General features: G+C 72.1%; 21 protein-coding genes and 1 riboswitch. Of the genes, 9 read left to right on the top strand and 12 right to left on the bottom strand.

The genetic code is table 11. The annotated features are described in order from the left end of the window. The first annotated feature begins 226 nt into the window (after window positions 1-226). Entirely contained in the window at window positions 227-2,014 is a 1,788-nt protein-coding gene (locus A3IG_RS0105885) for an AMP-dependent synthetase/ligase (protein ID WP_018382617.1), read from the top strand. 45 nt (window positions 2,015-2,059) lie between these two features. Here the strand turns inward: A3IG_RS0105885 and A3IG_RS0105880 are convergent, their stop codons facing one another. The 4 genes from A3IG_RS0105880 to A3IG_RS0105865 all read right to left on the bottom strand — a co-directional run bounded on the left by A3IG_RS0105880 (window position 2,060) and on the right by A3IG_RS0105865 (window position 7,315). Next, window positions 2,060-3,190: a glycosyltransferase family 4 protein gene (locus tag A3IG_RS0105880; protein WP_018382616.1), complete on the bottom strand. Its 1,131-nt coding sequence runs from the start codon at window positions 3,188-3,190 to the stop codon at window positions 2,060-2,062. A gap of 121 nt (window positions 3,191-3,311) precedes the next feature. Next, window positions 3,312-4,391 (bottom strand): tyrosine-protein phosphatase, encoded by a 1,080-nt coding sequence (locus A3IG_RS0105875; protein ID WP_018382615.1) that lies wholly within the window; start codon window positions 4,389-4,391, stop codon window positions 3,312-3,314. A gap of 16 nt (window positions 4,392-4,407) precedes the next feature. Continuing rightward, the gene (locus A3IG_RS0105870) at window positions 4,408-6,396 is read right to left on the bottom strand and encodes a hypothetical protein (RefSeq protein ID WP_018382614.1); all 1,989 of its coding nucleotides are present in this window, start codon (window positions 6,394-6,396) and stop codon (window positions 4,408-4,410) included. 7 nt (window positions 6,397-6,403) lie between these two features. Then, entirely contained in the window at window positions 6,404-7,315 is a 912-nt protein-coding gene (locus tag A3IG_RS0105865) for an SGNH/GDSL hydrolase family protein (RefSeq protein WP_018382613.1), read from the bottom strand. A 110-nt stretch (window positions 7,316-7,425) separates the two neighbouring features. On the opposite strand from A3IG_RS0105865, the gene A3IG_RS0105860 reads away from it, so the two are divergent. Both A3IG_RS0105860 and A3IG_RS0105855 read left to right on the top strand, forming a co-directional pair. Beyond that, window positions 7,426-8,676, top strand: coding sequence for a PucR family transcriptional regulator (locus A3IG_RS0105860; RefSeq protein ID WP_018382612.1), 1,251 nt, complete (start codon window positions 7,426-7,428; stop codon window positions 8,674-8,676). Between the two features lie 108 nt (window positions 8,677-8,784). Beyond that, window positions 8,785-9,981: a glycosyltransferase family 39 protein gene (locus tag A3IG_RS0105855; RefSeq protein WP_244885037.1), complete on the top strand. Its 1,197-nt coding sequence runs from the start codon at window positions 8,785-8,787 to the stop codon at window positions 9,979-9,981. Window positions 9,982-10,002: 21 nt separating this feature from the next. Here A3IG_RS0105855 and A3IG_RS0105850 read toward each other — a convergent pair whose 3' ends face one another. Genes A3IG_RS0105850 through A3IG_RS0105840 form a run of 3 tightly spaced genes read right to left on the bottom strand, consistent with a single transcriptional unit; the run spans window position 10,003 to window position 13,677 of the window. After that, entirely contained in the window at window positions 10,003-11,301 is a 1,299-nt protein-coding gene (locus tag A3IG_RS0105850; protein WP_018382610.1) for a M48 family metalloprotease, read from the bottom strand. Next, on the bottom strand, window positions 11,298-12,521 hold the full coding sequence (locus tag A3IG_RS0105845; protein WP_018382609.1) for a hypothetical protein: 1,224 nt from the start codon (window positions 12,519-12,521) through the stop codon (window positions 11,298-11,300). Before A3IG_RS0105845 ends, A3IG_RS0105850 begins: the two co-directional genes overlap by 4 nt. Before the next feature lie 52 nt (window positions 12,522-12,573). Then, on the bottom strand, window positions 12,574-13,677 hold the full coding sequence (locus tag A3IG_RS0105840) for a C40 family peptidase (protein WP_018382608.1): 1,104 nt from the start codon (window positions 13,675-13,677) through the stop codon (window positions 12,574-12,576). A gap of 539 nt (window positions 13,678-14,216) precedes the next feature. Between A3IG_RS0105840 and A3IG_RS0105835 the strand changes: the two genes are divergently transcribed. After that, window positions 14,217-15,125, top strand: a complete 909-nt coding sequence (locus A3IG_RS0105835) for an aminoglycoside phosphotransferase family protein (RefSeq protein WP_018382607.1) — start codon at window positions 14,217-14,219, stop codon at window positions 15,123-15,125. 603 nt (window positions 15,126-15,728) lie between these two features. Here A3IG_RS0105835 and A3IG_RS0105830 read toward each other — a convergent pair. The 3 genes from A3IG_RS0105830 to A3IG_RS0105820 all read right to left on the bottom strand — a co-directional run bounded on the left by A3IG_RS0105830 (window position 15,729) and on the right by A3IG_RS0105820 (window position 19,578). Beyond that, window positions 15,729-16,787, bottom strand: coding sequence for a C40 family peptidase (locus A3IG_RS0105830; RefSeq protein WP_018382606.1), 1,059 nt, complete (start codon window positions 16,785-16,787; stop codon window positions 15,729-15,731). A 10-nt stretch (window positions 16,788-16,797) separates the two neighbouring features. Beyond that, a riboswitch (cyclic di-AMP (ydaO/yuaA leader) is annotated at window positions 16,798-16,994 on the bottom strand. Window positions 16,995-17,398: 404 nt separating this feature from the next. Further along, window positions 17,399-18,736 carry an NYN domain-containing protein gene (locus A3IG_RS0105825; protein WP_026219935.1) on the bottom strand — a complete coding sequence of 446 codons (1,338 nt, stop codon included), beginning with the start codon at window positions 18,734-18,736 and terminating at the stop codon, window positions 17,399-17,401. Window positions 18,737-19,344: 608 nt separating this feature from the next. Further along, the gene (locus A3IG_RS0105820) at window positions 19,345-19,578 is read right to left on the bottom strand and encodes a hypothetical protein (RefSeq protein ID WP_018382604.1); all 234 of its coding nucleotides are present in this window, start codon (window positions 19,576-19,578) and stop codon (window positions 19,345-19,347) included. Window positions 19,579-19,802: 224 nt separating this feature from the next. Here A3IG_RS0105820 and A3IG_RS0105815 point away from each other — a divergent pair, with 224 nt between their 5' ends. Next, on the top strand, window positions 19,803-20,084 hold the full coding sequence (locus tag A3IG_RS0105815; protein ID WP_018382603.1) for an Lrp/AsnC family transcriptional regulator: 282 nt from the start codon (window positions 19,803-19,805) through the stop codon (window positions 20,082-20,084). A 12-nt stretch (window positions 20,085-20,096) separates the two neighbouring features. Here A3IG_RS0105815 and trpD read toward each other — a convergent pair whose 3' ends face one another. After that, on the bottom strand, window positions 20,097-21,161 hold the full coding sequence (trpD, locus tag A3IG_RS0105810) for an anthranilate phosphoribosyltransferase (RefSeq protein WP_026219934.1): 1,065 nt from the start codon (window positions 21,159-21,161) through the stop codon (window positions 20,097-20,099). 205 nt (window positions 21,162-21,366) lie between these two features. Continuing rightward, entirely contained in the window at window positions 21,367-21,789 is a 423-nt protein-coding gene (locus A3IG_RS0105805) for a hypothetical protein (RefSeq protein ID WP_018382601.1), read from the bottom strand. 221 nt (window positions 21,790-22,010) lie between these two features. Here A3IG_RS0105805 and ctaE point away from each other — a divergent pair, with 221 nt between their 5' ends. From ctaE to qcrB, 4 genes are all read left to right on the top strand, one after another. Further along, window positions 22,011-22,628, top strand: coding sequence for an aa3-type cytochrome oxidase subunit III (gene ctaE, locus A3IG_RS0105800; RefSeq protein WP_026219933.1), 618 nt, complete (start codon window positions 22,011-22,013; stop codon window positions 22,626-22,628). Between the two features lie 90 nt (window positions 22,629-22,718). Next, a complete protein-coding gene (gene qcrC / locus A3IG_RS0105795) occupies window positions 22,719-23,525 on the top strand; it encodes a cytochrome bc1 complex diheme cytochrome c subunit (protein WP_026219932.1) in 807 nt (268 codons plus the stop codon). After that, complete coding sequence (gene qcrA, locus A3IG_RS0105790) at window positions 23,525-24,580, top strand: cytochrome bc1 complex Rieske iron-sulfur subunit (protein ID WP_018382598.1); 1,056 nt, start codon at window positions 23,525-23,527, stop codon at window positions 24,578-24,580. Before qcrC ends, qcrA begins: the two co-directional genes overlap by 1 nt. Beyond that, a complete protein-coding gene (qcrB, locus tag A3IG_RS0105785; protein ID WP_018382597.1) occupies window positions 24,577-26,202 on the top strand; it encodes a cytochrome bc1 complex cytochrome b subunit in 1,626 nt (541 codons plus the stop codon). The genes qcrA and qcrB overlap by 4 nt, the downstream gene beginning before the upstream one ends. The last annotated feature ends 13 nt before the right edge of the window (window positions 26,203-26,215 follow it).

The raw sequence follows: 26,215 nt of genomic DNA, 5'->3' as shown, positions 1-26,215 counted from the left end.
CACTCCCGAACTGACGTAGTGTTCCGCCCGGGGTGCCGCTCCGCGGGGTCGCGGCCGGCACAGGAAAGGCCCGGTCAGTGCCTGGCGATTCCGCTGTGACACTCGGAACATGGGTTCCCGACCCCTACCGATCAGCGTTACCGATCGGTAGCGTCCGAACCGTCCAGCAACGTTCCGCCCGCTGGAACCACACGCCGGCCGCCGGCGCCGATGAGGAGCAGCAGTCTTGCGCGAGTTCAGCCTTCCGGCACTGTACGAGGTACCTGCGGACAGCAACCTGACGGATCTCATCCGCCGCAACGCCGCCGAACACCCCACCATGACGGTGGTCAGGAGGAAGTCCGGCGACTCCTGGCAGGACGTGACCGCCGAGGGGTTCCTGGCCGAGGTCCGCGAGGTGGCCAAGGGCCTGATCGCGTCCGGCGTGGGGGTCGGGGACCGGGTCGGCCTGATGGCGTCCACCAGCTACGAGTGGACGCTGGTCGACTTCGCCGTCTGGTACGCCGGCGCGGTCACCGTGCCGGTCTACGAGACCTCTTCCGCGGAACAGGTCGAGTGGATCCTCAGCGACTCCGGGGCGGTCGCCTGCGTGGTGGGCACCGCCGACCACGAGGAGTGCGTGGGGTCCGTGCGGGACCGGCTGCCGGACCTGCGGAACGTGTGGCGGCTGGACGACGGGGCGGTGCGGGACCTCGTCGCGGCCGGGGCGGACGTCACCGACGCCACCGTGGAGGAACGCGGCACCGCGGCCGACGCCGACTCCCCGGCCACCATCGTCTACACCTCCGGCACCACCGGCCGTCCCAAGGGCTGCGTGCTGACCCACCGCAACTTCTTCGCCGAGTGCGGCAACGCGGTGGAACGGCTGCGCCCGCTGTTCTCCGAGGGGTCGTCGATCCTGCTGTTCCTGCCGCTGGCGCACGTCTTCGGGCGGCTGGTGGAGGTGTGCGCGCTGCTGGCCCCGGTGCCGCTGGGACACTGCTCCGACGTCAAGCAGGTCACCAACGAGCTGGCCACCTTCCGTCCGACGCTGGTGCTGGGTGTGCCGCGGGTTTTCGAGAAGGTCTACAACACGGCCCGGGCCAAGGCCGCGGCGGACGGCAAGGGGAAGATCTTCGACCGGGCGGCCGAGGTGGCCACGGAGTACAGCCGTGCCCTGGACACCCCGACGGGGCCCGGCCTGGGCCTGCGGCTCAAGCACCGGCTCTTCGACCGGCTGGTCTACGGCAAGCTCCGGGCCGCGCTCGGCGGCAGGGCCACCCACGCGATCTCCGGCGGGGGGCCGCTCGGCGAGCGGCTGGGGCACTTCTACCGCGGCATCGGGTTCACCGTGCTCGAGGGCTACGGGCTCACCGAGTCCTGCGCGGCGACCACCTTCAACCCCTGGGACAAGGTGAAGATCGGCACCGTGGGGCAGCCCCTGCCCGGCTCCTCGGTGGCCGTCTCGGAGGACGGCGAGGTGATGCTCCGCGGGGAGCACGTCTTCACCGGCTACTGGAACAACCCCGACGCCACCGAGGAGGCGTTCACCGACGGCTGGTTCCACACCGGTGACCTGGGCGCCCTGGACGACGACGGCTATCTGACGATCACCGGTCGGAAGAAGGAGATCATCGTCACGGCCGGCGGCAAGAACGTCGCTCCCGCGGTGATCGAGGACCGGATGCGGGCGCACGCCCTGGTCGCCGAGTGCGTGGTGGTCGGCGAGGGCCGTCCCTTCGTGGGCGCGTTGATCACCCTGGACGAGGAGTTCCTCCCCCGCTGGGCCGAACAGCACGGCAAGTCGGCGGACCCGGCCACCCTCCGGAACGACCCCGACCTGCTGGCCGCCGTCCAGCAGGCGGTGGACGACGGCAACAGGGCCGTCTCCCGGGCCGAGGCGGTGAAGAAGTTCCACATCCTCACCACGCCCCTGACCGAGGAGGGCGGGCACCTGACGCCGTCGCTGAAGTTGCGCAGGCACGTGGTGTTGAAGGAGTTCGCCGCCGAGGTGGACGCGCTGTACGGGGGGTGAGCGGCGGGGCCCCGCCGCTCTGGCCCCGCGGGGCCAGAGCGGCGGTCACAGCAGCGCGGCGAGCCGCTGCGCCAGTCGGTCCCACCGCCAGGACTCCTCCACCCAGCTCCGGCCGCGCTCCCCCATCCTGCGCCGCAACCCCGGGTCGTCCAGGAGCTCCACGACCCGCTCGGCGACCGACGCCGGCGAACCGCCCCGGACCACGTAGCCGGTCTCGCCCTGGAGCACCGCGTCGGGCGCACCACCGGAGTCCCCGGCGATGACCGGCAGCCCCGTCGCGGACGCCTCCAGGTACACGATGCCCAGGCCCTCCACGTCCAGGCCGCGCAGCCGGGTGCGGCACGGCATCGCGAACACGTCCCCCGCGGCGTAGTGCGCGGGCAGTTCCGTCCAGGGCACCTCGCCGGTGAAACGCACCGCCTCGCGCACCCCCGCGGTCTCCGCGAGCCGCTCGAGCCGGCGCAGCCCGGGCCCACCGCCCACGACCAGCAACACCGCGTCCGGCACCCGCGCCAGCACCCGGGGCCACGCCCGGATCAGCGTGTCCTGGCCCTTGCGCGGCACCAGTCGGGACACGCACACCACCACCGGGCGCGTCGAGAGCCTCAACCGGTCCCGCACCGCCTGGCGGTCCACCCCCGGGTGGAACAGCTCCGCCTCCACCCCCGGGGTGAGCCGCACCATCGCCCCCGCCGCCCGCGGGCTCAACGCGGGAGCGATCCGGGAACGGGTGTACTCGCCGAGGAACGTCACGGTGTCCACCCCGTCACCGATCCGCCGCAGCAACTGCCGGGTCACCGGCAGCGCCGCCCAGCCCGCCTCGTGCCCGTGGGTGGTGGCGACGATCCGGCGTGCCCCAGCCTCCCGCAGCGCGGGAGCCATCAGCCCCAGCGGGGCCGCTGCCCCGAACCACACCGACGAGCACCCGTGTTCCCGCAGCAGCCGCACCGCGCGACGGGTCACCCTGCGGCTGGGCAGCAGCACCCTGGACCGGTCCCGCACCACGGGGAACGGCTGCCCGGCGTCGAACCGGGCCACCTCCGCGGTGTCCTTGGTGGTGGACGCGTAGACCACCACCTGCTTCGGGTCGAGTTGGAGCGCCAGGCAGTGCACGAACGCCTGGATGCCACCCGGGCGGGGCGGGAAGTCGTTGGTGACGATGAGGGTCTTGTCCATCACGGCCGACAGTACCGGGCCGCCGCGCCCCCGGCCCGCCGGGCCCGCGGTCCTGGCGCGCCCCGGCCCCGTCGCCCACCGGCGGTGCCCGGTGGGCGACGGGCGTGCGGTGCGTGCCCGGTCAGACCAGCAGCTTGGCCTTGAGCGCCGCGATGGTCGCGTCGTCCAGCATCAGGCCCTCGTGGACGTAGGCGTCGAAGCTGCCGTAGAGGTGGTCCACCTCGTCGAACGCCGCCCGGAGCCAGGACAGTTCCACGGCCTTGTCGTCGCCGAGGTAGCCGTTGCTCGCCAGGAAGTCCGCCTCGACCGTGGAGCGGGGGACACCGAGCACGGTGAGCAGGACCGCGGTCCCCCAACCGGTGCGGTCCTTGCCCGCGCTGCAGTGGAAGACGGTGGCGCCGTCGTTGGTGGCGACGGCGGTCAGCAGGTCGTGGAAGGCGTAGTCGGCGCCCACGAAGTCCACCATGAACGGGTAGCCGATGGACTGGCCGAGGTCGGAGGAGCCGGAGAGCAGGCCGGCGGCCAGCGCCTTGAACAGGGTGACGGTGGCCGAGTCGTGGAACTTCAGGCCGTGGCTGACGTCGGCGACGTCCGCGACCTGGTAGCGGATACCGGCCGGCAGCAGGTCGGGGTCCTCGTCGCGCTCGAACACGTTGCGCAGGTCCACATCGAGGGTGATGCGCTGGGAGAGCATCTTCTGCTGCTCGGCGGCGGTGAGCGAGGACAGCTTGTTGGACCGGTAGACCAGGCCGGTGCGCACCCAGCGGCCGTCGGTGGTGCGGTAGCCGCCGACGTCCCTGAAGTTCTTCGCCGACGCGATGCCCAGGGACCGTTCCGCCACGACGACGGGGGTGCCGGTGCTCGGGGTGAGCCTGAAGTACCAGCGCTGGGCCGTGGGCAGCGTCCCCGCGGGGACGGTGAGGGTGCCGGAACCCGACGCGGTGCCGAGGACCGTGCCGCCGGTGGCGGACGGGTCGGTGACGGCCGTCACGGTCACCGACTGGGCGGTGGACGCCCAGCTCAGGGTGTACTGCCCGTCGGCGGCGAGACGGGCCTCGGCCTGGGTGAACGGTGAGGCGGCGGTGACCTGGGCGACCGCCGCCGGGGGCGCGGCCGAGGCGGAGGCGGACAGGGCCGTGCCGGTTCCCAGGAGCAGGGCCGTGGCGAGGACGACTCCGGTCAGTTTCCGCGGGGTACGCATGGGGGTTCCTCTCCGGTCAGGGGACGGGGGAAGCTTCGCAGGGCAGGCCACCGCAGACATCGATGACCTTTCCCGTGGTCAGGAAGACGGCCTTCTGCTGCCGGGCCGCCGCCGAGTGGCGCGGGTCGGCGTGCGGGTCGTGGCCGTACGCGGGACCGCTGGGCGGGGTGTTGGTGAGCGGCGGGCTCGGGGTGCCGCTGTCCCAGACCACCATTGCCGAGCCGCCGGCGGGCAGACGGTCCGCGGGCACGGTCCGCAGGCCCCAGTAGGGGGTGCGGTCCGGGCTGCGGCCGGGCCGGAGCGCCGGGGTGACCAGCCGGGCCCCGATCGTGCGGGCCTCCACCTCCGCGGCCACGTTGGCCACCTGGTGATCGCCGTACGCGATGTGCATCAGCACCTGGCGGTCCTCGGCGAGCCGGGCGGCGTAGCCGTTGGTCTCGCCGCGGTCCCACACCATCTGGAAGAGCTGCAGGACGAGCTGCTGGTCCAGCTCGTCCGGGTAGGAGACGTCCAGGACCTGCTGGAAGGGCGCGAAGTCCGAGCTGCGGTTGAGCAGCAGGCCGTAGTTCATCCCGGTGACCCCGAGGACCCCCCGCCGGATGTCGGGCGAGGCGGCCACCAGGGCGCCGCCGAGGATGCCGCCCTGGCTGTTGCCGTCGTAGGCGAGGCCGTGGCCGGTGTCCAGCAGGGGCCGGCCGTCGGGTGCCCGGAAGGCGGCGGTGTCCGCAAGCCCCCTGGGGTGGATCATCGCCCGGCCGAGGAGGACGGCGTTGAGCATGCCCTGTTCGCTGCGCTCGGGAACGGTGGGGAAACGGCTCAGGTCGCGCAGCGCGGCGATGACCGAGGGGACGTCCTCCTCGGCCATGCCGATCCAGTCGGTGGCGCAGAAGGTGAAGTTGTGCTCGGCGGCCATCGCCTTGACGTTGGCGGCGGCCACCTCGTGCCGGCGGCCGAGCAGCCCGTGCCCGTACAGCGCGGGCCGTGACGGGGTGGTGAACGCGGACCGCGGTACCTCGCAGCGGAACAGGGCGACCTGGGTGTTCCCCGGCAGGTGCCGGGGGCGGCCGTCCGGGCCGCGGCTCAGCGTCGAACCGGGCGGGCCGCCGGGCTCGTCGAGGTAGCTGGGGACGGTGAGCCGGCCGGTCACCTCGCGGGCGATGAGCGGGTCCTGTTCGACGGGGCGGTCCACGACGTCGGTGACCGTGAACGTCGGCGCCCGGGTGCCGAGTCGGCGCAGCGCGTCGTCGCGGATGGCGAACAGGTCGCCGGTGAGGCCCTGGGCGCTGGCGACGGTGAAGTCCCAGGCGAGGTGGAGCCCGTCGGGGTCCACTCCGCCGCGTTCCAACCGCCGCAGCACCGGCCGCAGTTCCCTCTGCCGGGGGTACAGGGGGTGGGTGCGGGGCAGGCGCGCACCGGCCGCCGTGCGGAACGCCTCGGGGGCCGGGAGCACCCTGCCGTCCGCGTCCCTCAGCCGGCGCAGGGCGACCAGGTAGCGGTGGCCCTCGCGGAAGTTGCGGGCGGGGTGGATCAGCAGGGCCCTGCGGTCCCGCGCGGTGGCGTTGGCGTCGAGCTCCGCCCAGTACGGCCACCGTTCGCCGGTCTCGGCGTCGAGGAGCACGATCGGGGCCGAGGGGTCGAGCGAGCGGGCGATGTCGGTGATCGGCGCGGCGCCGGTGGCTTCCAGGTCGAGGTCGGGCACCTGCGCGATGAGCGTGGAACCGGGGGAGAAGCCGTCGGAGCGGTTCCACGCGGTGGGGTCGGCGCTGGTCCCCGTCGCGTTGCGGGGCAGCATGTCCGCGGTGAACGACACCCGGCGGCCCGTGGGCGCGGTCGGGTCGGCGCGGGTGAACCAGTCGTTGGGGAAGGGCAGCAGGCAGTCCGTGGTCGAGGCGAGCGGTTCGCAGCCCCGCGGGTCCTGCCTGGGGTGGGCGGCGGCGGTGGGCGACAGCAGTGCGGCGGCAACGCCGAGCGTCGCCGCCCACACCGTCAGGACACGTGCGAGCATGCGAGGTTCAGCCACCGATCCGGTTGCCGATGATGCGGGCGTACGACGCCTCGCCGAGCGCGTTGGGGTGCAGCGGCGCGGCGAGGTTCTCGGGCACGTAGCCCTCGACCCACCGCACGTCGCTCGACTGGCAGGCGTCGTGCCCCTTGCTCGGGGTGCGCACGTCCACGTACTCGGCGCCGTGGGCGGCGGCCTGCGTGGCGATCACGCCGTTCATCCGGTCCACCAGGCTCTGCAGCCAGTCGGCGTCCTTGCCGAGCACAGGGACCGACGGCCAGCAGCCGCCCGGCTTGATGTACTCGCCGTACCCGGTGACCAGGACCCGGGCCTGCGGGGCGCGCTGGTGGATGCCGTCGAGCACGGCACCGATCTTCGGCCCTGACGCGTCCACGCGCTGGGCGATGGTGTCCACGCCGTCCTTGACGAAGTCGTTCTTGCAGGGACTGGCGAACGGGTTGAGTTCCATGCAGTCCTGGGCGACCCCGACCAGACCGGCGTCGTTGCCGCCGATGGTGAGCGTCACCAGCGTGGTGTCCGAGCTGAGCGCGTCGAACTGCGGAGGGGCGGTGCCCATGTCCACGCCGGCCAGGGACAGCTTCTGCGGCTCGGTCATGTCCTTGGTGTCGGCGCCGCTACAGGTGACGTCGCGGAACTCGTCCACCTGGAGCTGCGCGGCGAGCAGGTGCGCGTAGTTGCGTTCGGACCGCCCGCAGGCGATCGGGCCGGTGATGGGCGTCACCAGCGGGGCGGAGGCCATCGAGTCACCGAGGGCCACGTAGACCTGCCGGTCGGCGGCCTCCGCGGTGGCGGGGGACGAGGCGGCGCCCACGACGGTGCCCGCCAGCGCGGCCACTCCCAGCGCGGCCCCGGCCAGTCGACGACGTCCCGTGGAGGTCTTCTTGCTGTGGGGAGAGTGCACTGCGGCTCCTGTCTGCTGTCACGGCAGGGTGGACTGTGCTGCCGAATATCGTGCAGACTCGGGGCGCCCGGGTTAACTGGTCGGTAATGAAGAGTTCCGCGGGAGCTTCTGTGACGAGTCACAAAGGAGCGGGGGACACCGAGGCCGATGCGCCGCTGCGGATCGGCGGCCGACCGGTCGCTCCCTACCTCCGGTCCAGAGCCCCGGCCCTGACCAGGCGTGTGGTGGACCGGCTGCTCGCCGAACTGCCCGTCTACGCGGGGCTGCCGGGCGAGGAGGTGTCCGGGGACATCGCCGACATCGTCCAGCACAACCTGCGGCTCGTCGCCGACGTCCTGGAGCACCGCCGCGCCGCCACCCACGCCGAACTGGGCCAGCAGCGCGACTCCGCGGCCCAACGCGCCGAGGAGGGCGTCCCCCTGGACGCCATCCTCACCGCGTACCAGCTCGGCATGGCGATGTGCTGGGACGAGGTCTCCGCCGACGCCCGCCCGGACGAACTCGCCGACGTGCGCGAGGTCGTCCGCCTCATCATGGTGCTGCAACGGCAGTTGACCTCGGCGGTCAGCGCCGCGTTCCTCGAGGCCACACGGATTCTGGACAGCCAGGAGAACAACGGCCGCCACGCCCTGATGACCGCGCTCCTCGCCGGCGAGCCGACGGACCGGCGCACCACCGCGCGCCCCGCCCCGTGTTACGTGGTGCTGACCCTCGCCCTGGGTCCGCACCCGGACGAGACCGGTCCCGAACCGGGCGCCCGCATCGCCGCCCGCCGGAAGATCAGACGGGTTCGAGCGGTCCTCGACCAGTACGTGGGCGAGCCCGCGCTCACCTCGTTCGACAGCGAGGGCGGCACCGCCCTGCTCCCCGTGGTCGCCGCGCCCCCCTGGGAGGCGCTGTGCGCGCTGGTGGGCAGGACCGCCGAGGCCGCCGCGGTGCCCATCACCGGTGCGGCGGAGGTCGCCGAACCGGAGAGCGTCCCCCACGCGGTCGCCCGCAGCAGGGAGATCGTGGAGCTGGTGCGCTCCACGGGGCGTCCACCGGGTCTGTACCGGCTGGCCGACGTGCTCCTCGACTACCAGCTCAGCCGACCGACGGAGGCGCTGCACGGGTTGGCGCTGCTGCTCGCGCCGCTGGAACGCAAACCGGAGCTCCTGGACACCCTGGAGACCTACCTCGACCACGGCCTCGACCGGCGGGCCACGGCCGCCGCCCTGTGCGTGCACCCGAACACGGTGGACTACCGCGTCCGGCGCATCACCCAGCTCACCGGTCTGAGCCCCGCGCGTCCCGGGGACCTCCAGCACCTCAACGCGGCACTGGTGGCCCGTCGTTCGCTGGGGGCCGTGGGGGCAGCGTGAGCCGGGCCCACCGACGGGGGCGGCCGGCGGCGTAGCCCCGGGCCCGGCCGCGCGGGGGCTCCCGTAGGATCGCCTTCCAGTCCACACCCTGACGTACCGGCGGGAACCGTGAGCAGCCTGCAGGACCGTGTGCGGTCGTTCCGGCCGGTTGGCGCCGTGCCCAGGCCCGCGCGTGCGCGCCCCGGGCGCCGCCACCGGTGGCGCGGGGTGTGGGTGCCGTTGGCCGCGCACGCGGCGACCGTGGGGCTCCAGTTCCTCGTGCTGTGGTGGATGATCCCGCCCGACAGCCAGGACGGGGTGCGCGACAAGCTGCTGTCCTGGGACGGGCAGTGGTACGTGGACGTGGCCCGGAACGGCTACCCGGACGGCCTGGAGTACCACGACGACGGCACCCTGTCCGGCAGCACGCTGGCGTTCTTCCCCCTGTACCCGGGGCTGGTCCGGCTCGTGCACGACCTGACCGGGCTGGGCCACGGGACGGCCGCCCTGGTGGTGTCCCGGGTGGCGGCGGCCTGCGCCGCGGTGGTCGTGTACCACCTGGGGCGCCGGTTGTACGACCACCGGGTCGGTCTGGTGCTGAGCGTGCTGGTGTGCGTGCAGCCCATGGCGTTGTCGCTGTCCATGGCGTACACCGAGGGGCTGTTCCTCGCGCTGGCGGCCGGCGCGCTGCTCGCCGCGCACCGCGAGGCGTGGCTGACCGCGGGGCTCCTGGGCCTGCTGGCCGGGCTCACCCGGTCCACCGCGGTGGCGGTCGCCGCCGCGCTCGCGGTCGCCGCCGGCCTGGCGATGTGGCGGCGACGCCGCGTGGTGTGGCGGGCGGTGGCCGGCTGCGCCCTGGGGGCGGCCGGGGTCCCGGCGTACCTGCTGTGGGTGGCGCACCGCACCGGCCGGCTGGACGGCTGGACCGCGATCCAGGAGGCGGGCTGGCAGACCCACTGGGACTGGGGGAGGGCCACGCTCCGGTTCTTCGGCGACACCCTGCGGCACGGCGACGGCTGGGTGGCCGTCAGCACCGTGATGCTGATCTGCGCGGCGCTGCTCGGGTCAGCGTTGACGATCATGGACCGGGTCTGGCCACCGCTGGTCGTCTACGGGCTGCTGGTGATCGGCCTCACCGTGGGACAGACCAACTACTACCACTCCAAGCCCCGGCTGCTGGTCCCCGCGCTGCTGGCGCTGCTGCCCCTGGCGGTGGCCCTGGCCCGGGCCAGGACCAGGGTCGCGGTGACGGTCCTGGTGGTGCTGGCCCTCTTCGGCACCTGGTACGGGGCCTACCTGCTCACGGTCTGGAAGTGGGCCGTCTGACCGTGCCCGGCCCCACGGTGCTCAACGGGGCCCGGCGGACCCGCGGGCGGCGAACGCCCGGGCCGCGGCGATGCGCTGGGTGGCGCTGGGGTGGGTGCCGAACAGGGCGTGGAGCAGCCGGGGCGGGTCCACGTCGGCCACGTTGGACACGGACAGCCGGCGCTGCATCGCGATGAACCGGTCCGGGTCCCCGGTGAGCTCGAGGGCGTGCCGGTCGGCCCGGGACTCGACCCGGCGGCTCACCGCACAGCCGACGGGGCCGGCGAGGGCGGCGGACGTCGAGGCGAGGGCAGCCAGCAGCACCAGTGAGCCGGGGTCCTGGAAGCGGTCCACCCCGGCGAGGTCGAGCAACGGTTCCCAGCGCGTCGCCGCCGCCAGCAGGCACACCCCGGCCGCGGCGCCGAGCGCCCCGAGGGCGGTGCCCCGGGGAACGTCACGGTGTTTGACGTGGCCGAGTTCGTGGGCCACCACCAGCGTCACCTCCTCGGGTTCCGCGGCGGTCAGCAGGGTGTCGTGGACGACGACGCGACGGGTGGCCCCGAAACCGGACACGTAGGCGTTGAGCGCCGAGGTGCGTCGGGAGGCGTCGGCCACCAGGACGTCCCGGACCGGGATGCCGTCCCGCTCAGCGAGCCGGAGCAGCTCGGTGCGCAGCTCCCCCTGCGGCATCGGGGTGAACCGGTTGAACACCGGCTCCAGCAGGACCGGAGCCAGCCAGGACAGCAGCACCGAGAGCACCGCGGCCGCGGCCGCGGCCACCACCCACCACGTGTCGGGCAGGGCCCTGGCCAGGGCGTAGACACCGACGACCACGGCCACCGCGAGCGGCAGGGTGATCAGCAGCCCGCGCAGCACGTCCGCCCACCAACCGGCCCAGCCCTGGGTGACCAGGCCGAACCTGTGCCGCACCACCCGGACCCGGGCGCTGAACGGCAGCCGCACGGCCTGCCCGAGCAGCACCAGGCCCACCGTGCCCACGGCGGCCTCGACCCACCAGGCGCCGGGTGCCGCGCTCACCAGCTCCTCCCCCGCGGGACTCAGGCCGAGGCCGAGCAGGACCGCCAGCCACACCGCGCGGCCGGCGAGCACCGGCGGCCACTGGGCGCGGCGCAGCGCCCTGCCGCGCCGTACCTCCTCGGCGGTGAAGTCGCCCGCGGCACCGTGCTCCCCGGGGGGCGGGGAGCCGCCCGCGGGTTCCCGGTCCCGCCGGTCGGGGGCGGCGCACCCGTGGTCGTGCTGGCCCTGGTCACGCTGGCCGGGCGTGCGGTGGCCGGAGGTGCGGTGGCCAGGGGTGCGGTGGGTGGTGTCGTCGGTGGTCAACGCAGTTCCCGTTCCAGGTAGTCGCGCCAGCGCCGGAGGAAGTCGTCGTACCCGGTCCCCAGGACCCGGCGGGTCCTGGCGTCGGTGTCGCCCGGTGTCCGGTAGAGCTCCACCAGTCGGTCCTGCCCGTACTCCTCGGCGATCAACCGGCACGCCAGCCAGGCCGTCTGGTAGCTCTGGGCGAGCCCGGCGGCGTCCGGCGCGAAGTCCGCGTCGGCCGGGAGACGCCCGGGGGCCCGGCCGGCCAGGACGTCCCGGCGCAGCTCGGGGGCGATCTCCCGGGGGGAACGCCCGCTGTCACGGTACGCCACCCAGTCGGCGAACCCCTCCGACAGCCACAGCGGCGTGGCGGGGCCCGTCCCGCGGCGGGTGGCGACGTGGGTGGTCTCGTGGGTGAGCACCGCCTGCCGGCCGAAGGCACTGAGGCGGTCGAACGCGTCGGGGTTGACGACCACCCGGTCGGCGGGCGCGGCCGAGCCGTGCCGGAGCTCGGCGGTGGTGACCGCGGCGATGTCCCGGTACGTCCCCTCGGGCACCCCGAGGAGTGCGGTCATCTGCCGCGACGTTCCGGGGACGAGCAGCACCACGGTGCCGTCCCAGCCGTCGTGCCACACCTGCCGCACCGCGGACACCGCCCGGTCGGCCTCCGCGGCGCGGGCGGCCAGCGTCCCGCGGTCACCGAGACCGAGGACCAGGCCGTGCTCCCCGCGGACCGCGCGCACCGGACCGAAGTCCCACAACTGCGCGGTGCCGCCGCGGTCCGCGCTGATCCGCAGGCGGCCGGCCCGCTCCGTGAGCAGGAACTCCTCGGCCCCGGTGACCGGCCGGTCGTCGTGCCCCCGCAACCGGTAGCGCAGTTCGGCGGTGGCGCGGGTCCGGCCGTCCCCGGCCGGCTCGGTGTCCAGCAGCCGGTAGCCGAACGAGGCCAGTGGCACCTCGCGCAGGTTGGTGAACCGCCGGTCCTCCGCGGCGCGGAACGCCTTCCGTTCCAGGTCGATCTGGCGCAGGTACGCCTGGCGGTCCCGGTCGAGGACCGCGTCGGCGCGGTGGCGCAGCACCTCGGCGACCGCGGCCCGGTCACGGTCCGGCTCCCCGCTCCGGGCCCCCCGCGGGCCGACCGGCAGGGCCAGCCAGGCGGCAGCGGCGAGCGCCACCAGGACACCGAGCGCCAGCAGCGTCCGGGCCGGGTGTCGCCGCCTCGTCTCCGCCGCGCCAGGCACCCGTCGATCCTACGGTCGGGCCGGGGTCGCCCGGCACGGCCGGGGGCGGGCGTCAGACCCGGACCACCGCGTTGACCGGCATCATGTCCACCGGGTCGAACCTGACCCGCTCCCCCGGGTGGGGGGCGTGGATGACCTGTCCGTTCCCCACGTACATCGCGACGTGGCTGGCGTCGGCGCGGTAGACGACCAGGTCCCCCGGGCGGGCCTGGGAGAGCGGGACGCGGCGGCCGGCGGAGAGCTGGCCCTGGGAGGTCCGGGGGATGGTCACCCCCGCCTGCTGGTACGCCCAGTAGGTGAGGCCGGAGCAGTCGAAGGCGTGCGGCCCCGCACTGGCCCAGCTGTACGGGGCGCCCAGGGCACGGTACGCCGCGGCGACGGCCGCCGCGGCGCGGGCCGAGGACGCCGAGTCGGTGGGCGGCTCCGCCTCGGTGGGGGGCTCCGCCGGGCGGGCGGGGCGCGGACGCGCGACCGGTCCGGCCCCGGGCTGGGGGGCGGCGACCGCGTCGTGCGACGCGGAGCGGCGCAGCGCGGCGGCGCGTTCCCTGGCGGTGAGGGTGTTGAGCAGCCGCCGGGCGGCGGCCAGCCGGCGTTGCACGGTCCGCTTGTGCCGGGCGAGTTCGGACCTGGTCCGCTGGAGCTCGGCGAGCTCGTCCGCGGTCTCCTGGCGCCGCTGGTCCAGGGCGCGCTGGGCCTGCCGCATCCGCCTCAGTTCACCGGTCTGCAGGAGGCCGACCCGGTACAGCACCGCGGCCCGCCTGAGGTACTCGTCGGGCTCGGAGGAGAGCATCAGTTGCAGACCGGGATCGACCGCGTCCTGCCGGTACTGGGCCGTGGCCAGGGACCCGATGCTGCTGCGCAGCCGGTTCGTCCTGGCCTGGCCCCTGGCGACCTGGTCCTGGAGCTGGTTGACCCTCCGCTGGGAGCGTTGTTGGCGCTCCCTGGCCGCGTTGTACTTCTCGGTCGCGGCCTCCGCCTGGACGTAGAGCCGTTCCACCTCTGTCCGGACCTCGTCGGCGTCCTGCCGTGGTGCGGCGCCGGCGGAGGGTGCCGAGGTCAACGACATCATGGCGGCGGTGGCCAGGCCTGCCGCGGCGACGGCGAGCGGGGCCGCCCGTGTCGCGTTCTGCTGCGGGGAACGACGGTGCGACGCCACGAGGAGCCGACTCCTTCACTCCGTGCAGCCGCCTGCCGGGAGTCCCCGTCCGGGACGCGGCCGGTACTCCCGGCCCCGGTCGTTGCTCCCGTCCCCGGTCGTGGTTCCCCGTCGGACCGCCACCGGGATTCGGCGGTTCCCCCGCGTGATCACCCTGGGTGGGCGGTCGACTACGCGGAGCTGCGGGGCAGACACTAGCCAGGCCGCCGGGAGCGACAAAAGCACCCCTTGCCGAGAGCACCTCTGATGACCGGTCTTCTACGCAGGTCATCAGGGGTGTGCGGCAACACGCCGGCCCCTTCGTTCACTCGTGTGGGTGCGGCCGGGTGCGGGACCTACCGCCCGGCCGTCCGACGGCCCGTCACCATCCCTCCGGCGACGGGGGACCGGCACGGCCCGGGCGCGAACACGACACCGGCCCCGCCTGGAGTACGGCTTCGAGCCGCTTGGGCCGGGAGGGCGGACAGTTCCCGGTCTGAGTTCGGGGCGATCGGAAATCGCTTGTGGTGATCCGATGGGGCGTCGTACGGTCGCCTCCGATGAACGAGACGTCCGAGGTTTTGCCGTTGCCGGACCGAAAACCAGTCGGTGCCGCGGTGGCGGGTAGGTTGATTGCCGCGCAGTTCCCGCAGTGGTCTGGCCTTGAGGTCCGGCCGGTCGATGCGCAGGGTTGGGACAACTGCACCTTTCGCCTCGGTGACGAGATGCTGGTGCGGCTACCGACTGCCGAGGAGTACGCGCTGGCGGTGGAGAAGGAGCACCGGTGGTTGCCGGTGCTCGCACCCGCGTTGCCCTTGGAGGTCCCGGTTCCGCTGGCCAGAGGCGTGCCCGATGAGAGCTTTCCGCACAACTGGTCGGTCTATCGGTGGATCGGTGGCGAGCCTGCGGCCCGTGCCGTCGTCGAGGACATGACGGCGTTCGCTACCCACCTTGCGAAGTTCCTCGTGTCCCTGCATCGGATCGACTCGACAGGCGGACCGGGCCCGGGACTGCACAATTGGTTCCGCGGCGGACCACTGACGACCTACGACGGGTGGGCCCGGGCAGCCCTGGAGACGTTGGACGGCCTGATCCGGACCGAGACCGCCGAGGAGATCTGGGAACGGGCGTTGCGAGCCTCGTGGGATGGTAAGCCAGTCTGGTTCCACGGGGACATGGCCTCGGGGAACCTTCTGGTGAAGGACGGTGCGCTCGCGGCCGTCATCGACTTCGGCACCTGCGGAGTCGGAGACCCGGCCTGCGATCTGTCGATCGCCTGGACGATGCTGACCGGCAAGAGCCGGGCCACGTTCCGCGATCGGCTAGGGGTAGACGAGGCGACCTGGGAGCGTGGACGAGGCTGGGCGCTTTGGAAGGCCCTGGTCGTCTGCGCCGGAGCGGTTCGCGACGGCGACGGCCTGCCGACGGATGCGTCGTTCGTTCTGGAGGAGATCCTCGCCGCCCATTAGCGGCTGGACCAGACAACACGTTGATGACGAGGCAGTAGTGCAACGACATCCCTGTTCGGCGTTGTCCAGGCTTCTTGTCGTGGGTTTGTCCGGCCGATCTGGCGCTTTTCTTCAGATCGTGGTGCGGCGTTGGCCCCGTGCCGGGCGGCTCGGTAGCCCTCGTCTGTGAGGTGTAGAAGTTGCGGCGTTTGCAGGGCCGCGTCCTGGGGTGGCTCGAAACACCCAGCTCAGCAGCCTTGGCTGTGGTCCGGTCCTTCAGCGGGAGGTCGGGGTCGTAGGCGGGCCTGGGCTCGGCCGGCAGAGCACGGCTTGGGTGGCCGGACCGGTAGCCGCTGAGCACCTCGCGGACGTGACCCGCCCGTTACTCCAGCCGCTGACACTGGTCGGCCGACAAGCCCGCCAGCAGCATGCCAACCCCGTCCGCGGCGGCCAAAGGGAATCAGCGATCGAACGGGTTCCAGCGGCCAGCCGCCCGAGCGGAACGGAGCTGTACTCGGAACCCACACCCCCGACCACGGGGGACCGGCACGGCCCGGGCGCGAACACGACACCGGCCCCGCCTGGAGTACGGGCGGGGCCGGGAGGTCGAGCGGGAGGCGATTGTCAGATGCGCACGGCAAACTGGGGTTCCATGTAGCTCAGCGTCTCGTACCTGACGCTGGCTCCGGGCTTGGGCGCGTGCAGCTGCATACCGTTGCCCACGTACAGGCCCACGTGGTGGAAGTCGCCGTACTGGATGACGAGGTCGCCGGGCTTGGCCTCGCTGAGCGGGATGCGGGTCCCGGCGTTGGCCTGCTCCTGCGAGGTCCTCGGAATGGCGACGCCCGCCTGCTGGTAGGCCCAGGAGGTGAGGCCCGAGCAGTCGAAGGAGTTCGGACCGGTGCCGCCCCACACGTACGGGGCGCCGATCTTGGTCTTGGCGGCCTCCAGGGCCGCGGAGGCCCGCTGGGAGGCCGGGACGCCGGTGACGGTGCCGGAGTCGCCGCCCCCCGACTGGCCCAGGTCAACACGCTCGCTGGCGCGGGAGGCGCGCTCCTGCTCGGCCGCCTCCATCGCCGCGCGCTCCTCGGCGGTGAGCGTGTTCAGCAGGTCCTGGGCCTTCTTCAGCTTGGTCTGGACGCTCTTCTTGTTCTTGGCCAGTTCCTTGCGGGTCTTCTCCAGGTCGGCCAGCTTGTCGGAGGCCTCTTCGCGCTCCTGGTCCAGCACCCGCTTCTGGTCCTGGATCTGCTTGATGGACTCCGCCTGCTGGGCGCCGACCTGGTCCAGTGCGGACGCCTGGTCGAGGTAGCTGTCGGGGTCGGCGGACAAGAAGAGCTGGAGGCTCGGGTCCACGCCTCCGTTGCGGTACTGGGCGCTGGCCAGGGTGCCGATGTCGCTCTGCAGGTCGTTCAGGTCGGACTGCTCACGAGCAATCTTGTCCTGGAGCTGATCGACCTGCTTCTGGAGCTTGCCCTGCTTCTCCTTGGCCCCGTTGTACTTCTCGGTGGCGATCTCCGCGTCGTGGTGGAGCCGGTCCACCTGCTCCTTGACCTCGTCCTTCGAGGGTTTCGCGGGTGCCGCGTTGGCTGCCTGGCTGGAGAGCACCACGGCCGCGGCGGCAGCGGTGGTGAGAACGGTCACGCGGGCCCTACTGGCCTGCTTGGGACGGCGGTGGGACGCCACGGAGGCGAACTCCTTCTTCCTTCGGCCGCTTACCGGGTGAGCTGACGGGTTCGGGCCGGAAGCTGCCCTACGGCGTGTCACCACCCCGTGGGGGCGGCCCTCGCGCCGATTCACCCCGGGAAAGACCCTCCCGCCCGAGGACGGGCGACAAGGGGTGGTTCCCCGGCTCCGCACGTCGGTCACTGGCGGTGCCAACGTTGCAGACTCAGCGGTACCCCCACCGTCACCCTGGATGGATGAACGACCAGGTGGAGGTTTGGCCCTGACCATAGTGACCTACTCGTGATCCGTTCAAATCTTCCCGCAAAAAAATTCCGCCACTTCAGCGATTTCCCCACCGAATGACACAGCCGGTAACAGCGAATTGACACTGTGTCCGCCCGGAATCACCCATCTCGGACACGCTGTGCCGCAGGTCACACGGGGCGGAAGGGCGCCCGAGAACGCACGCAAACGGACATAAGACTCGAGCCGCGGAATGCGCGGCGACTCTTTGCCTCGGGAGCGAATCGGGCATTCCCCACACGAACGGATCCACCCGGAACCCCGGAACGGCCGAACGGGAATAACACTCCGGTCCGGGAACACCGGCACCGGTGGTGCGGGCGCCGTCAGCCCCGGGTCAGCCGCTTCAGCAACAGCATCGACGACACCGGACGGGCGCCGGCCCGGCGCACCCCGTCGGCGACCTCGCGGTCGGTGGAGACCACCACCACGGGTCGGCCCGGCGGCTCGGCGCGCACCAGACGGCGGATCAGCTCGTCCGCGGTCTCCCCCGCCCTGCTGAACAGCACCCGCACCCCGCGCGGCGGCGCCAGCAGGACCGGAGCTGACAGGTCGGCACCATCGAAGACGCAGGTGACCTCCGCCCCGCTCTGCGCGGCCAGGGCGGAGAGCCCACCGAGGAGCCGCAGCCGCTGCTTGTCCAACGGCATGGTGGGGTAACCGGTCTTGGTGACGTTGTAGCCGTCCACCACCAGGTGCGCCTGAGGCAGCGCCAGCAACTGGTCGAGCAGCGCGGGATCGTCCTCGGACAGCGCGCGTCGGGCGATGTCCTTCGGGGTCATCCGGCCAGGGGTCACCGCCTCCACGGTGTCCGCCGGCCGGTCGGTGGTCGGCGGCAGCGCCAGCTCCCGGCGCAGCCCCTGCGCCGCGTCGAGCACGGTGTCGAGCAACAGCCGCAACCGCATGTCCTCGACGCTGCGGCCCTCCCGGGCGGCCCGACGGCTCGCCTCGAGCGCCGACTCCACCTCGGTGAGACGGGCCCGAAGCCGCCTGGCCTCGCTCTCCGCCGCGGTGCGTTCGGTGGCCGCCGTGGCCCGCACCTGCGCGATCTCGGCCTCGAGCTTGCGCAAGGCGGCCTCCCCGCGCCGCACGTCACTCACCGCGCTGCGCAGCTTGCGCTGGACCGAGTCGGCCTCCTTGCGGGCGGCCTCCAGGTCGGCGCGGGCCCGGTCCGCCTCCGCCTTCGCCGCGGCCCTGAGCGCGGCCAACTCCTCCCTGGCCCGCGCCAGCTCCCGCAGCACGTCCTCGTTGGCCCGCTCGACCCGCTCCCGTTCCAGCTCGGCGCCCGCGGCCGTCACCAGCCTCGGCCAGCCCGCCGGGCGCAGCAGGTACGCCGCCGCGGCCACGTCCAGCGGGTCGGCGGCGGCCGGAACGGTGCCGGCGTCCAGCGCCTGCGCGAGCTCCGGCTGTGCCTGACGGAGCCTCGCGGCCATCCGCTGCCGGAAGGCGGGGTTGTTCTCCAACGCGGTGGCCAGCGCGGTCGCGGCGAACTTGGCCCGGCGCGCCGGCGTGAACCGGGCGTACTGCCGCAACGGGGCCGGCATCTCAGCGGGGCTCAGACTGCTGAACCCGTCCGAGGCGATCCCTATCACCCGGCGCCGCACCTCCTCGGGGAGCGGGGCGTCGAGGCCCTCGGTGGCGCCGGTGGCCGACGGCTCGGTCACCTCGGGCCCCCCTGGCTCGTCGGTCGGCTCCGCCTCTGGGACGTCACCCCGGTTCCCGCCGGCGACGCGCGGCCGGTGCTGCTCCCCCGAGGACTGCGGCTCACCCGGGGTCCGCGGCTCACCGGCTCCGGGAACCGGGGAGCCGGTCTGGGGGGTCGGCCCCGCCGGTTCCCCTCCAGGGCCGGCGTCGGAGGCGGCGGCGTGCGACGGGGCGCCCGTGGGTGCGGAGGTGTCGGGTGTGCGCCCCTGGGAGCCGGGCGTCAGGGCGGTGGGCCCGCTCACCGGCCCGAGTCCACCACCGGTGGAGTACGCTCGGGGAGCACCCGGGACGGCGCGCAGGGCCGCGGAGGTCAGCGGGTCCACCACGCCCCGCTCGGGGCCCGCCCGGTCTGGGCCGGGCAGGTCAGGGACCGCTCCCCCGGGGGTCGCACCATGATCCACCCGCGTGTACTCGCCGGTGCGCTCCATCACGTTCGTCGCTCCGTTCTCCGCCCCACCACCCGTTGCAGGGGGCGGGACGCGCCGCGTTCTCCGTCTTCGGCGCCTCCCCGTGTCTCACCCGCCGCCACTTCTTCACATTGTCCCCCGGTCGCCGCCGGCCCCCGGAGTCAGCGCGGGGGACGCTGGACGAGCTCCACCTGGTCCACGGCGTTGCACCAGCGGCACCGCACCGACTCGAGGGACTCCTCCAGTACCTCGCGCTCCTCGACCGTCGGCTCTCCGGCGAGGTCGAGGTGCACGTAGTCGACGGCCCGGACGGTCCGGGTCACGTCGAACCGGGTCAGGTTGCCGCACAGGGTGCAGCGCCACCGGGTCTCCGCCGTTGGCACGGGGACGGGCATCGGGGTCGACCTCTTTCCTGTGGTGCGGCGACCGTCGTGCGGCGCACGTGATTCGCGCTTCGGGCAACCCTACGGCTTGCGGAGGCGTCCGGGGCGCGAGAAGCAAGCTGTGCCCGATACGCCCGGTTACCGGCCGGTCACCCCGGTGGAGGGGCATCCCGACAGGTACGCCCGGGGGCTACGCTGGTCCGCGCAGCCAGGGCGAACCGAGGAGACAGTCAGCCGTGATCACCGCGATCGTGCTTGTCAAGACCAGCGTCGACCAGATTCCCGACATCGCCGAGTCGATCGCCGCCCTGGACGGCGTCAGCGAGGTCTACTCGGTGACCGGCGAGTACGACCTGGTGGCCATGGTGCGCGTGCGGCACCACGACGACCTCGCCGACATCATCCCGGGTCAGCTCAACAAGGTCCCCGGGGTGAAGGACACCGAGACGCACGTGGCGTTCCGCACCTACTCCCAGCACGACCTCGAGGCGGCCTTCGCCATCGGCCTGGACTCCTGACCCCGGGCGGGGTCACTCCTTGGTCGCCTCCACCCAGCGGGTGAGGGTGAGCGCGGCGGCACCGGAGTCGATGGACTCCGCCGCCCGCTCCATCCCCGCCGCGAGCTGCTCGACGAGCGGGGCGTCGGTCTGGTCCGCCGCGACCAGGGCCGCGGCCGAGTTCAGCAGGACCGCGTCGCGCACCGGCCCACGCTCCCCGGCGAAGACCCGTCTGGCCACGTCCGCGTTGTGAGCCGCGTCAGCACCGCTGAGGGCCTGGACCGGGACCAGCTCGATGCCCACGTCCCGGGGGTCGAACGCCTCCTGGGTGACCCGGCCGTCCCGGACCCGCCACACCTGTGAGGTGGCGGTCGTGGTCAGCTCGTCCAGCCCGTCGTCGCCGCGGAAGACCAGCGCCGACACCCCCCGCTCGGCCAGCACCCCCGCCATGATCGGCGCCATCCGGGCGTCGGCGACGCCGGTGGCCTGGGCCATGACCCGTGCCGGGTTGGTCAGGGGACCGAGGAAGTTGAACGAGGTGCTGATCCCGAGCTCACGCCTGGCCTGGGCCACATGCCGCATCGCGGGGTGGAACTTCACCGCGAAACAGAAGGTGATGCCCGCCTCCTCGGCGACCTCGGCCACCCGCCGCGGCGAGAGCTCCAGGTTCACCCCGAGCTGCTCCAGCACGTCGGACGCCCCGCTCGCGGAGGACGAGGCACGGTTCCCGTGCTTGACCACCCGGACCCCGGCACCCGCCACCACCACCGAGGACATCGTAGAGATGTTGACGGTCTTGGCCCCGTCACCGCCGGTGCCCACGATGTCCACGGTGGGACCCGGCACCTCGATCAGCCTGGCGTGCTCGTACATCGTCCGCACCAGACCGGTCACCTCGGCGACGGTCTCACCCTTGGCGCGCAGCGCCACCGCGAAGCCGGCGATCTGGACGCTGGTCGCCTCGCCGTTCATGATCTGGTCCATCACCCAGGCGGTGTCGTCCGCGCTGAGGTCCTTCCCGCCCAGCAGGGAGTTCAGCACGGCCGGCCAGGTGCGGGCCTGCGCGCGGTCGCCGTCAGTCCGGGTCGCATCGCTCATGGTCCACACTCCAGCGGTCGGCCTCCTCGCACGTGGGGCGAGGGACAGTAGGAAGGTGCGGACCAGCCTACTGAGCCAACGGGGGGAACCGACCCCCTGCGTCCGTCAGCCGAGATGGGGGGACGGCCCCGCGTCGAGCGGGACGCGAGCAGCCCACCACCGACGGCCCGGGGAGCGGGCGGACCGCACCGGGCCAGACGGGGTCCTAGGACGCGGCCAGGTCGCGCTCCGACCGGCGCAGCAGTCCGGCGAGGCCCTCGGCCAGCGCCATCGGGTCCACGGGGTGGCTGACCGCCGCGTCCGCCCGGCTCCAGGTGGCCAGCCAGGCGTCCTGCGGGCGCCCCATCAGCAGCAGCACCGGCGGGCAGCGGAAGATCTCGTCCTTGATCTGGCGGCACACCCCCATGCCGCCGGCCGGGACCGCCTCCCCGTCGAGGACGCAGACGTCGACGCCCCCGAGCTCCAGCGCGGCGAGCACCGCGGGCACGGTGGCGCACTCGAGGTACTCCACCTGGGGCACGTCGGGGGCCGGGCGGCGGCCCGCGGCGAGCCTGACCTGCTGACGCGTGTTGGCGTCGTCGCTGTAGACCAGCACGGTTGCGGTCGTCCTGCGCACGCTGTCCTGCATGGTGCGGTACCCCCAGAAGTGATCCCGGCTACTGGCCGGGATGTTACTCCGCCGGGTGGGTTCCCAGCAGGTGCGGCTCCCGGGAACCCCCTGGGCACGGTGGGCAGCGGAGGGGGACGGCGCCTTCCGGAACGGGGACACCGGGCCGCCACACACCCCCGGAGGGGCTTGACACTCCGAAGGGGACCCCCGCGGAGGGGGCGGCTCAGGCGACCGACATAATGTCGGTCGTGGCGACAGCAACTGTAGATACCGGGCACGCGCATCCCTCGGTCAACCGGCCGAATCTGGTCAGCGTGGGAACCATCATCTGGTTGAGTTCCGAGCTGATGTTCTTCGCGGCCCTCTTCGCGATGTACTTCACCGCACGTTCGGTGTCGGGACAGGAGTTCTGGGACTCCAAGAACGACGCGCTGAACCTGCCGTTCTCGATGACGAACACGATGATCCTGGTGCTGTCCTCCCTTGCGTGCCAGCTCGGCGTGTTCGCCGCGGAACGGGGTGACGTCAAGAAGTTGCGCCGTTGGTTCAGCATCACGTTCGTGATGGGCGCGATCTTCATCGGCGGCCAGGTCTTCGAGTACACCGAGCTGGTCAAGCACGAGGGCCTCACCATCTCGTCGGACCAGTACGGCTCGGTGTTCTACCTGACCACCGGCTTCCACGGGCTGCACGTGACGGGCGGTCTGATCGCGTTCCTGCTCGTCCTCGGCAGGACGTACGCCGCCAAGAGGTTCACCCACGAGCAGGCCACCTCCGCGATCGTCGTGTCGTACTACTGGCACTTTGTCGACGTCGTCTGGATCGGCCTCTTCGCCACGATCTACTTGATCAAGTAATCAGACGATGTCCGGTCGTCCGACCAGGTGCACCGGCTCGACGAGCCACGAAGAACACAGACGCTGAAGATCCTGATACCGGGGTAATCCGTGAAAAAGCTCTCCGTGCGACGGCGCCACCCGATGGCGGCGCTCGTCGTCCTACTCTTCGCGCTCGCGGCCACCGGGGGACTGTATGCCGCGCTTGCGCCTGCCGAGAAGGCGAAGGCCGACTCGTCCTCCCAGTCGCTCGCGATCGAGGAGGGCAAGAAGCTCTACGCCGTCGGCTGCTCGAGCTGCCACGGCACCGGCGGTGAAGGCAGCAGTGACGGTCCCCCGCTGACCGGTGTCGGCGCCGCGGCGGTCGACTTCCAGGTCGGCACCGGCCGGATGCCCGCCCAGCAGCCCGGCGCCCAGGTGCCGAAGAAGAAGAACATCTACAGCCAGGCCGAGATCGACCAGCTCGCCGCGTACATCTCCACCTTCGGCCCCGGCCCCAGCGTCCCCAGCGAGAAGAGCTACGACTCCAAGGGCGCCAACCTCGCCAACGGCGGGGAGCTGTTCCGCACCAACTGCGCGCAGTGCCACAACTTCAACGGCCAGGGCGGAGCGCTGACGGACGGGAAGTACGCACCCAGTCTGGAAGGCTCCAGCGCCAAGCACATCTACGAGGCCATGCTGACCGGGCCGCAGAACATGCCGGTCTTCCCGGACACCCTGCTGCCCGAGGACGACAAGCGGGACATCACGGCGTTCGTCCGTAACGCCACGGCCAGCGACAGCCCCAACCCCGGCGGACTGTCCCTCGGACGTCTCGGCCCGGTCACCGAAGGCCTGTTCGGCTGGATCTTCGGCCTCGGCGCGCTGATCGCGCTGGCCTGCTGGATCGCCGCCAGGAACGCCAAGGCGAGGAGCTAATGAGCAGCGACGACATCAAGGGCGGGAACCTCCCGGACCGGCCGACGGGCCACTCCGGAGAGGTGGAGGAGACCGGCACCCCGTCCTTCCCCGACCCGGGCCTGCCGCCCCACCAGCCGCGCCGGCAGGACATCGACGAGGACGCCGCCGCACGTTCCGAGCGCGCCATCGCCTTCATGTTCACCCTGTCGATGTTGGCGACGATCGGGTTCATCGCCTCGTTCGTCGTCATCGACCGGACGACCATCGTGCACATCTGGCCGTTCGGTCACGTCAACGCGTTGAACTTCGCCCTGGGGCTCACCCTCGGCGTGGCGCTCTTCACCATCGGCGCCGGCGCCGTCCACTGGGCCCGCACGCTGATGTCCGGGCACGAGATCCCGCAGGAGCGGCACCCCATCGCGGCCTCCCCCGAGCTGCGCCAGCAGGTCCTGGCGGACTTCGCCGAGGGTGCCAAGGACAGCGTGCTGGGGCGCCGGAAGCTGATCCGCAACACCATGTTCGGCGCGCTGGCCCTGGTGCCGCTCTCCGGCGTGGTGCTGCTGCGTGACCTCGGCCCGCTGCCCGAGGACAAGCTCCGCCACACGTTGTGGGGGAAGGGCAAGCAGCTCATCAACCAGAACACCGGGCTGCCGATCAAGCCTTCCGACGTGACCGTGGGTTCCCTGGTCTTCGCCGTGCCCGAGGGCCTGGAGGAGGAAGACCACGACTTCTTGGAGCAGATCGCCAAGGCGGCCCTGATGATCGTCAGGCTCAACCCCGACGACATCAAGGACAAGCGCGAGCGCGACTGGGGCTACGAGGGCATCGTGGCCTTCTCCAAGATCTGCACCCACGTGGGCTGCCCGATCAGCCTCTACGAGTCGCAGACGCACCACGTGCTGTGCCCGTGCCACCAGTCCACGTTCGACCTGGCGGACGGCGCACGCGTGATCTTCGGACCCGCGGGTCACCCTCTCCCGCAGCTTCGGATCAGCGTCAACGAAGAGGGCAACCTACAGGCTCTGGGCGACTTCGATGAGCCTGTCGGCCCGAGCTTCTGGGAGCGCGGATGAGTACTACCGACAACGCGAAGCCGGTCCGCAAGGACCCGGCGGCGCTGAAGGCGGCCGACTGGGCAGACGGTCGGCTGGGTATCTACGGCCTGGCGAAGGCCAACCTGCGCAAGATCTTCCCGGACCACTGGTCCTTCATGCTCGGGGAGATCGCCATGTTCAGCTTCATCATCGTGATCCTGACTGGCGTCTACCTGACCCTCTTCTTCAACCCCAGCATGGGCGAGGTCGTCTACGACGGCGAGTACGTGCCCCTGCAGGGCGTACACATGTCCGAGGCGTACAAGTCGACGCTGGACATCAGCTTCGAGGTGCGCGGCGGCCTGCTGATCCGGCAGATCCACCACTGGGGGGCGATCGTCTTCGTCGCCGCACTCGTGGTGCACATGATGCGGGTGTTCTTCACCGGCGCGTTCCGCAAGCCGCGTGAGATCAACTGGCTGGTCGGCTGGACGCTGCTGTTCCTCGCCATGTTCGAGGGCTTCCTGGGCTACTCGCTCCCCGACGACCTGCTGTCCGGCACGGGCGTGCGGTTCATGGAGGGCGCGATCCTGTCCACGCCGTTGATCGGCACCTACCTCTCGTTCTTCCTGTACGGGGGCGAGTTCCCGGGCACGGACATCATCCCGCGGTTCTACAGCATCCACATCCTGCTGCTGCCGGGCATCATGGTGGGTCTGTTTGTGGTGCACCTGTTCCTGGTGATCTACCACAAGCACACCCAGTACCCCGGCCCCGGCCGCACCAACAGCAACGTGGTCGGCCAGCCGTTCATGCCGGTGTACATGGCCAAGGCCGGCGGCTTCATGTTCATCGTCTTCGGCGTCATCTCCATCATGGCGGCGATCGCCACGGTGAACCCGATCTGGGCCTACGGCCCCTATCGACCCGACCACGTCTCCACGGACGCCCAGCCAGACTGGTACATGGGCTTCGCGGAGGGCCTGATCCGGGTGATGCCTGGCTGGGAGATCAACGCCTGGGGTCACACCCTGGCGCTGGGGGTCTTCATCCCCGCGATGGTCTTCCCACTGGTCCTGCTGGCCATCGGCGTGTACCCGTTCATCGAGTCGTGGATCACGGGTGACAAGCGGGAGCACCACCTGCTGGACCGCCCGCGCAACGTCCCGGTCCGCACCGGGCTCGGCGCGGCCTGGATCAGCCTGTACATCCTGCTGCTCATCGGTGGCGGCAACGACCTGTTCGCGACCCACTTCCACCTGTCGATCAACGCGATCACCTGGTTCATCCGCATCGGTATCTTCGTGGTCCCGGTGTTGGTCTTCATGGCGACCAAGCGGATCTGCCTGGGCCTCCAGCGTCGGGACCGGGACAAGGTGCTGCACGGCCGGGAGACCGGTGTGATCAAGCGCCTGCCGCACGGCGAGTTCATCGAGGTGCACGAGCCGCTGTCCCAGGACCGGCTCTACGTCCTGACCCAACACGAACAGCCCAAGCCGTTCAAGGTCGAGGGGGCGGTCGACGAGAACGGCGTCGCCCGCAAGGTGAAGCTCACCGACAAGTTGCGGGCGCGGCTCTCGCGCGGCTACTTCGGCGAGGGCGGGCAGATCCCCAAGCCCACCGCGGAGGAGCACGCGGAGATCACCAGCGGCCACCACTGATCGACGCTCAGGG

The sequence above is a fragment of the Wenjunlia vitaminophila DSM 41686 genome, assembly GCF_000380165.1.
GTDB classification, from domain to species: Bacteria; Actinomycetota; Actinomycetes; order Streptomycetales; family Streptomycetaceae; genus Wenjunlia; species Wenjunlia vitaminophila.
The sequence above is the reverse complement of the archived record's forward strand: the minus strand, read 5'-3'. Positions and strand labels throughout refer to the sequence as shown.

Bases quoted from the DNA above. Each gene is read 5' to 3' on its own strand.
- A3IG_RS0105805 (WP_018382601.1), bottom strand. From the start codon at position 21,789: ATGCAGGACAGCGTGCGCAGGACGACCGCAACCGTGCTGGTCTACAGC.
- A3IG_RS0105875 (WP_018382615.1), bottom strand. From the start codon at position 4,391: ATGCGTACCCCGCGGAAACTGACCGGAGTCGTCCTCGCCACGGCCCTG.
- A3IG_RS0105820 (WP_018382604.1), bottom strand. From the start codon at position 19,578: ATGCCCGTCCCCGTGCCAACGGCGGAGACCCGGTGGCGCTGCACCCTG.
- qcrB (WP_018382597.1), top strand. From the start codon at position 24,577: ATGAGTACTACCGACAACGCGAAGCCGGTCCGCAAGGACCCGGCGGCG.
- ctaE (WP_026219933.1), top strand. From the start codon at position 22,011: ATGTCGGTCGTGGCGACAGCAACTGTAGATACCGGGCACGCGCATCCC.
- qcrA (WP_018382598.1), top strand. From the start codon at position 23,525: ATGAGCAGCGACGACATCAAGGGCGGGAACCTCCCGGACCGGCCGACG.
- trpD (WP_026219934.1), bottom strand. From the start codon at position 21,161: ATGAGCGATGCGACCCGGACTGACGGCGACCGCGCGCAGGCCCGCACC.
- A3IG_RS0105880 (WP_018382616.1), bottom strand. From the start codon at position 3,190: ATGGACAAGACCCTCATCGTCACCAACGACTTCCCGCCCCGCCCGGGT.
- A3IG_RS0105870 (WP_018382614.1), bottom strand. From the start codon at position 6,396: ATGCTCGCACGTGTCCTGACGGTGTGGGCGGCGACGCTCGGCGTTGCC.
- A3IG_RS0105835 (WP_018382607.1), top strand. From the start codon at position 14,217: ATGAACGAGACGTCCGAGGTTTTGCCGTTGCCGGACCGAAAACCAGTC.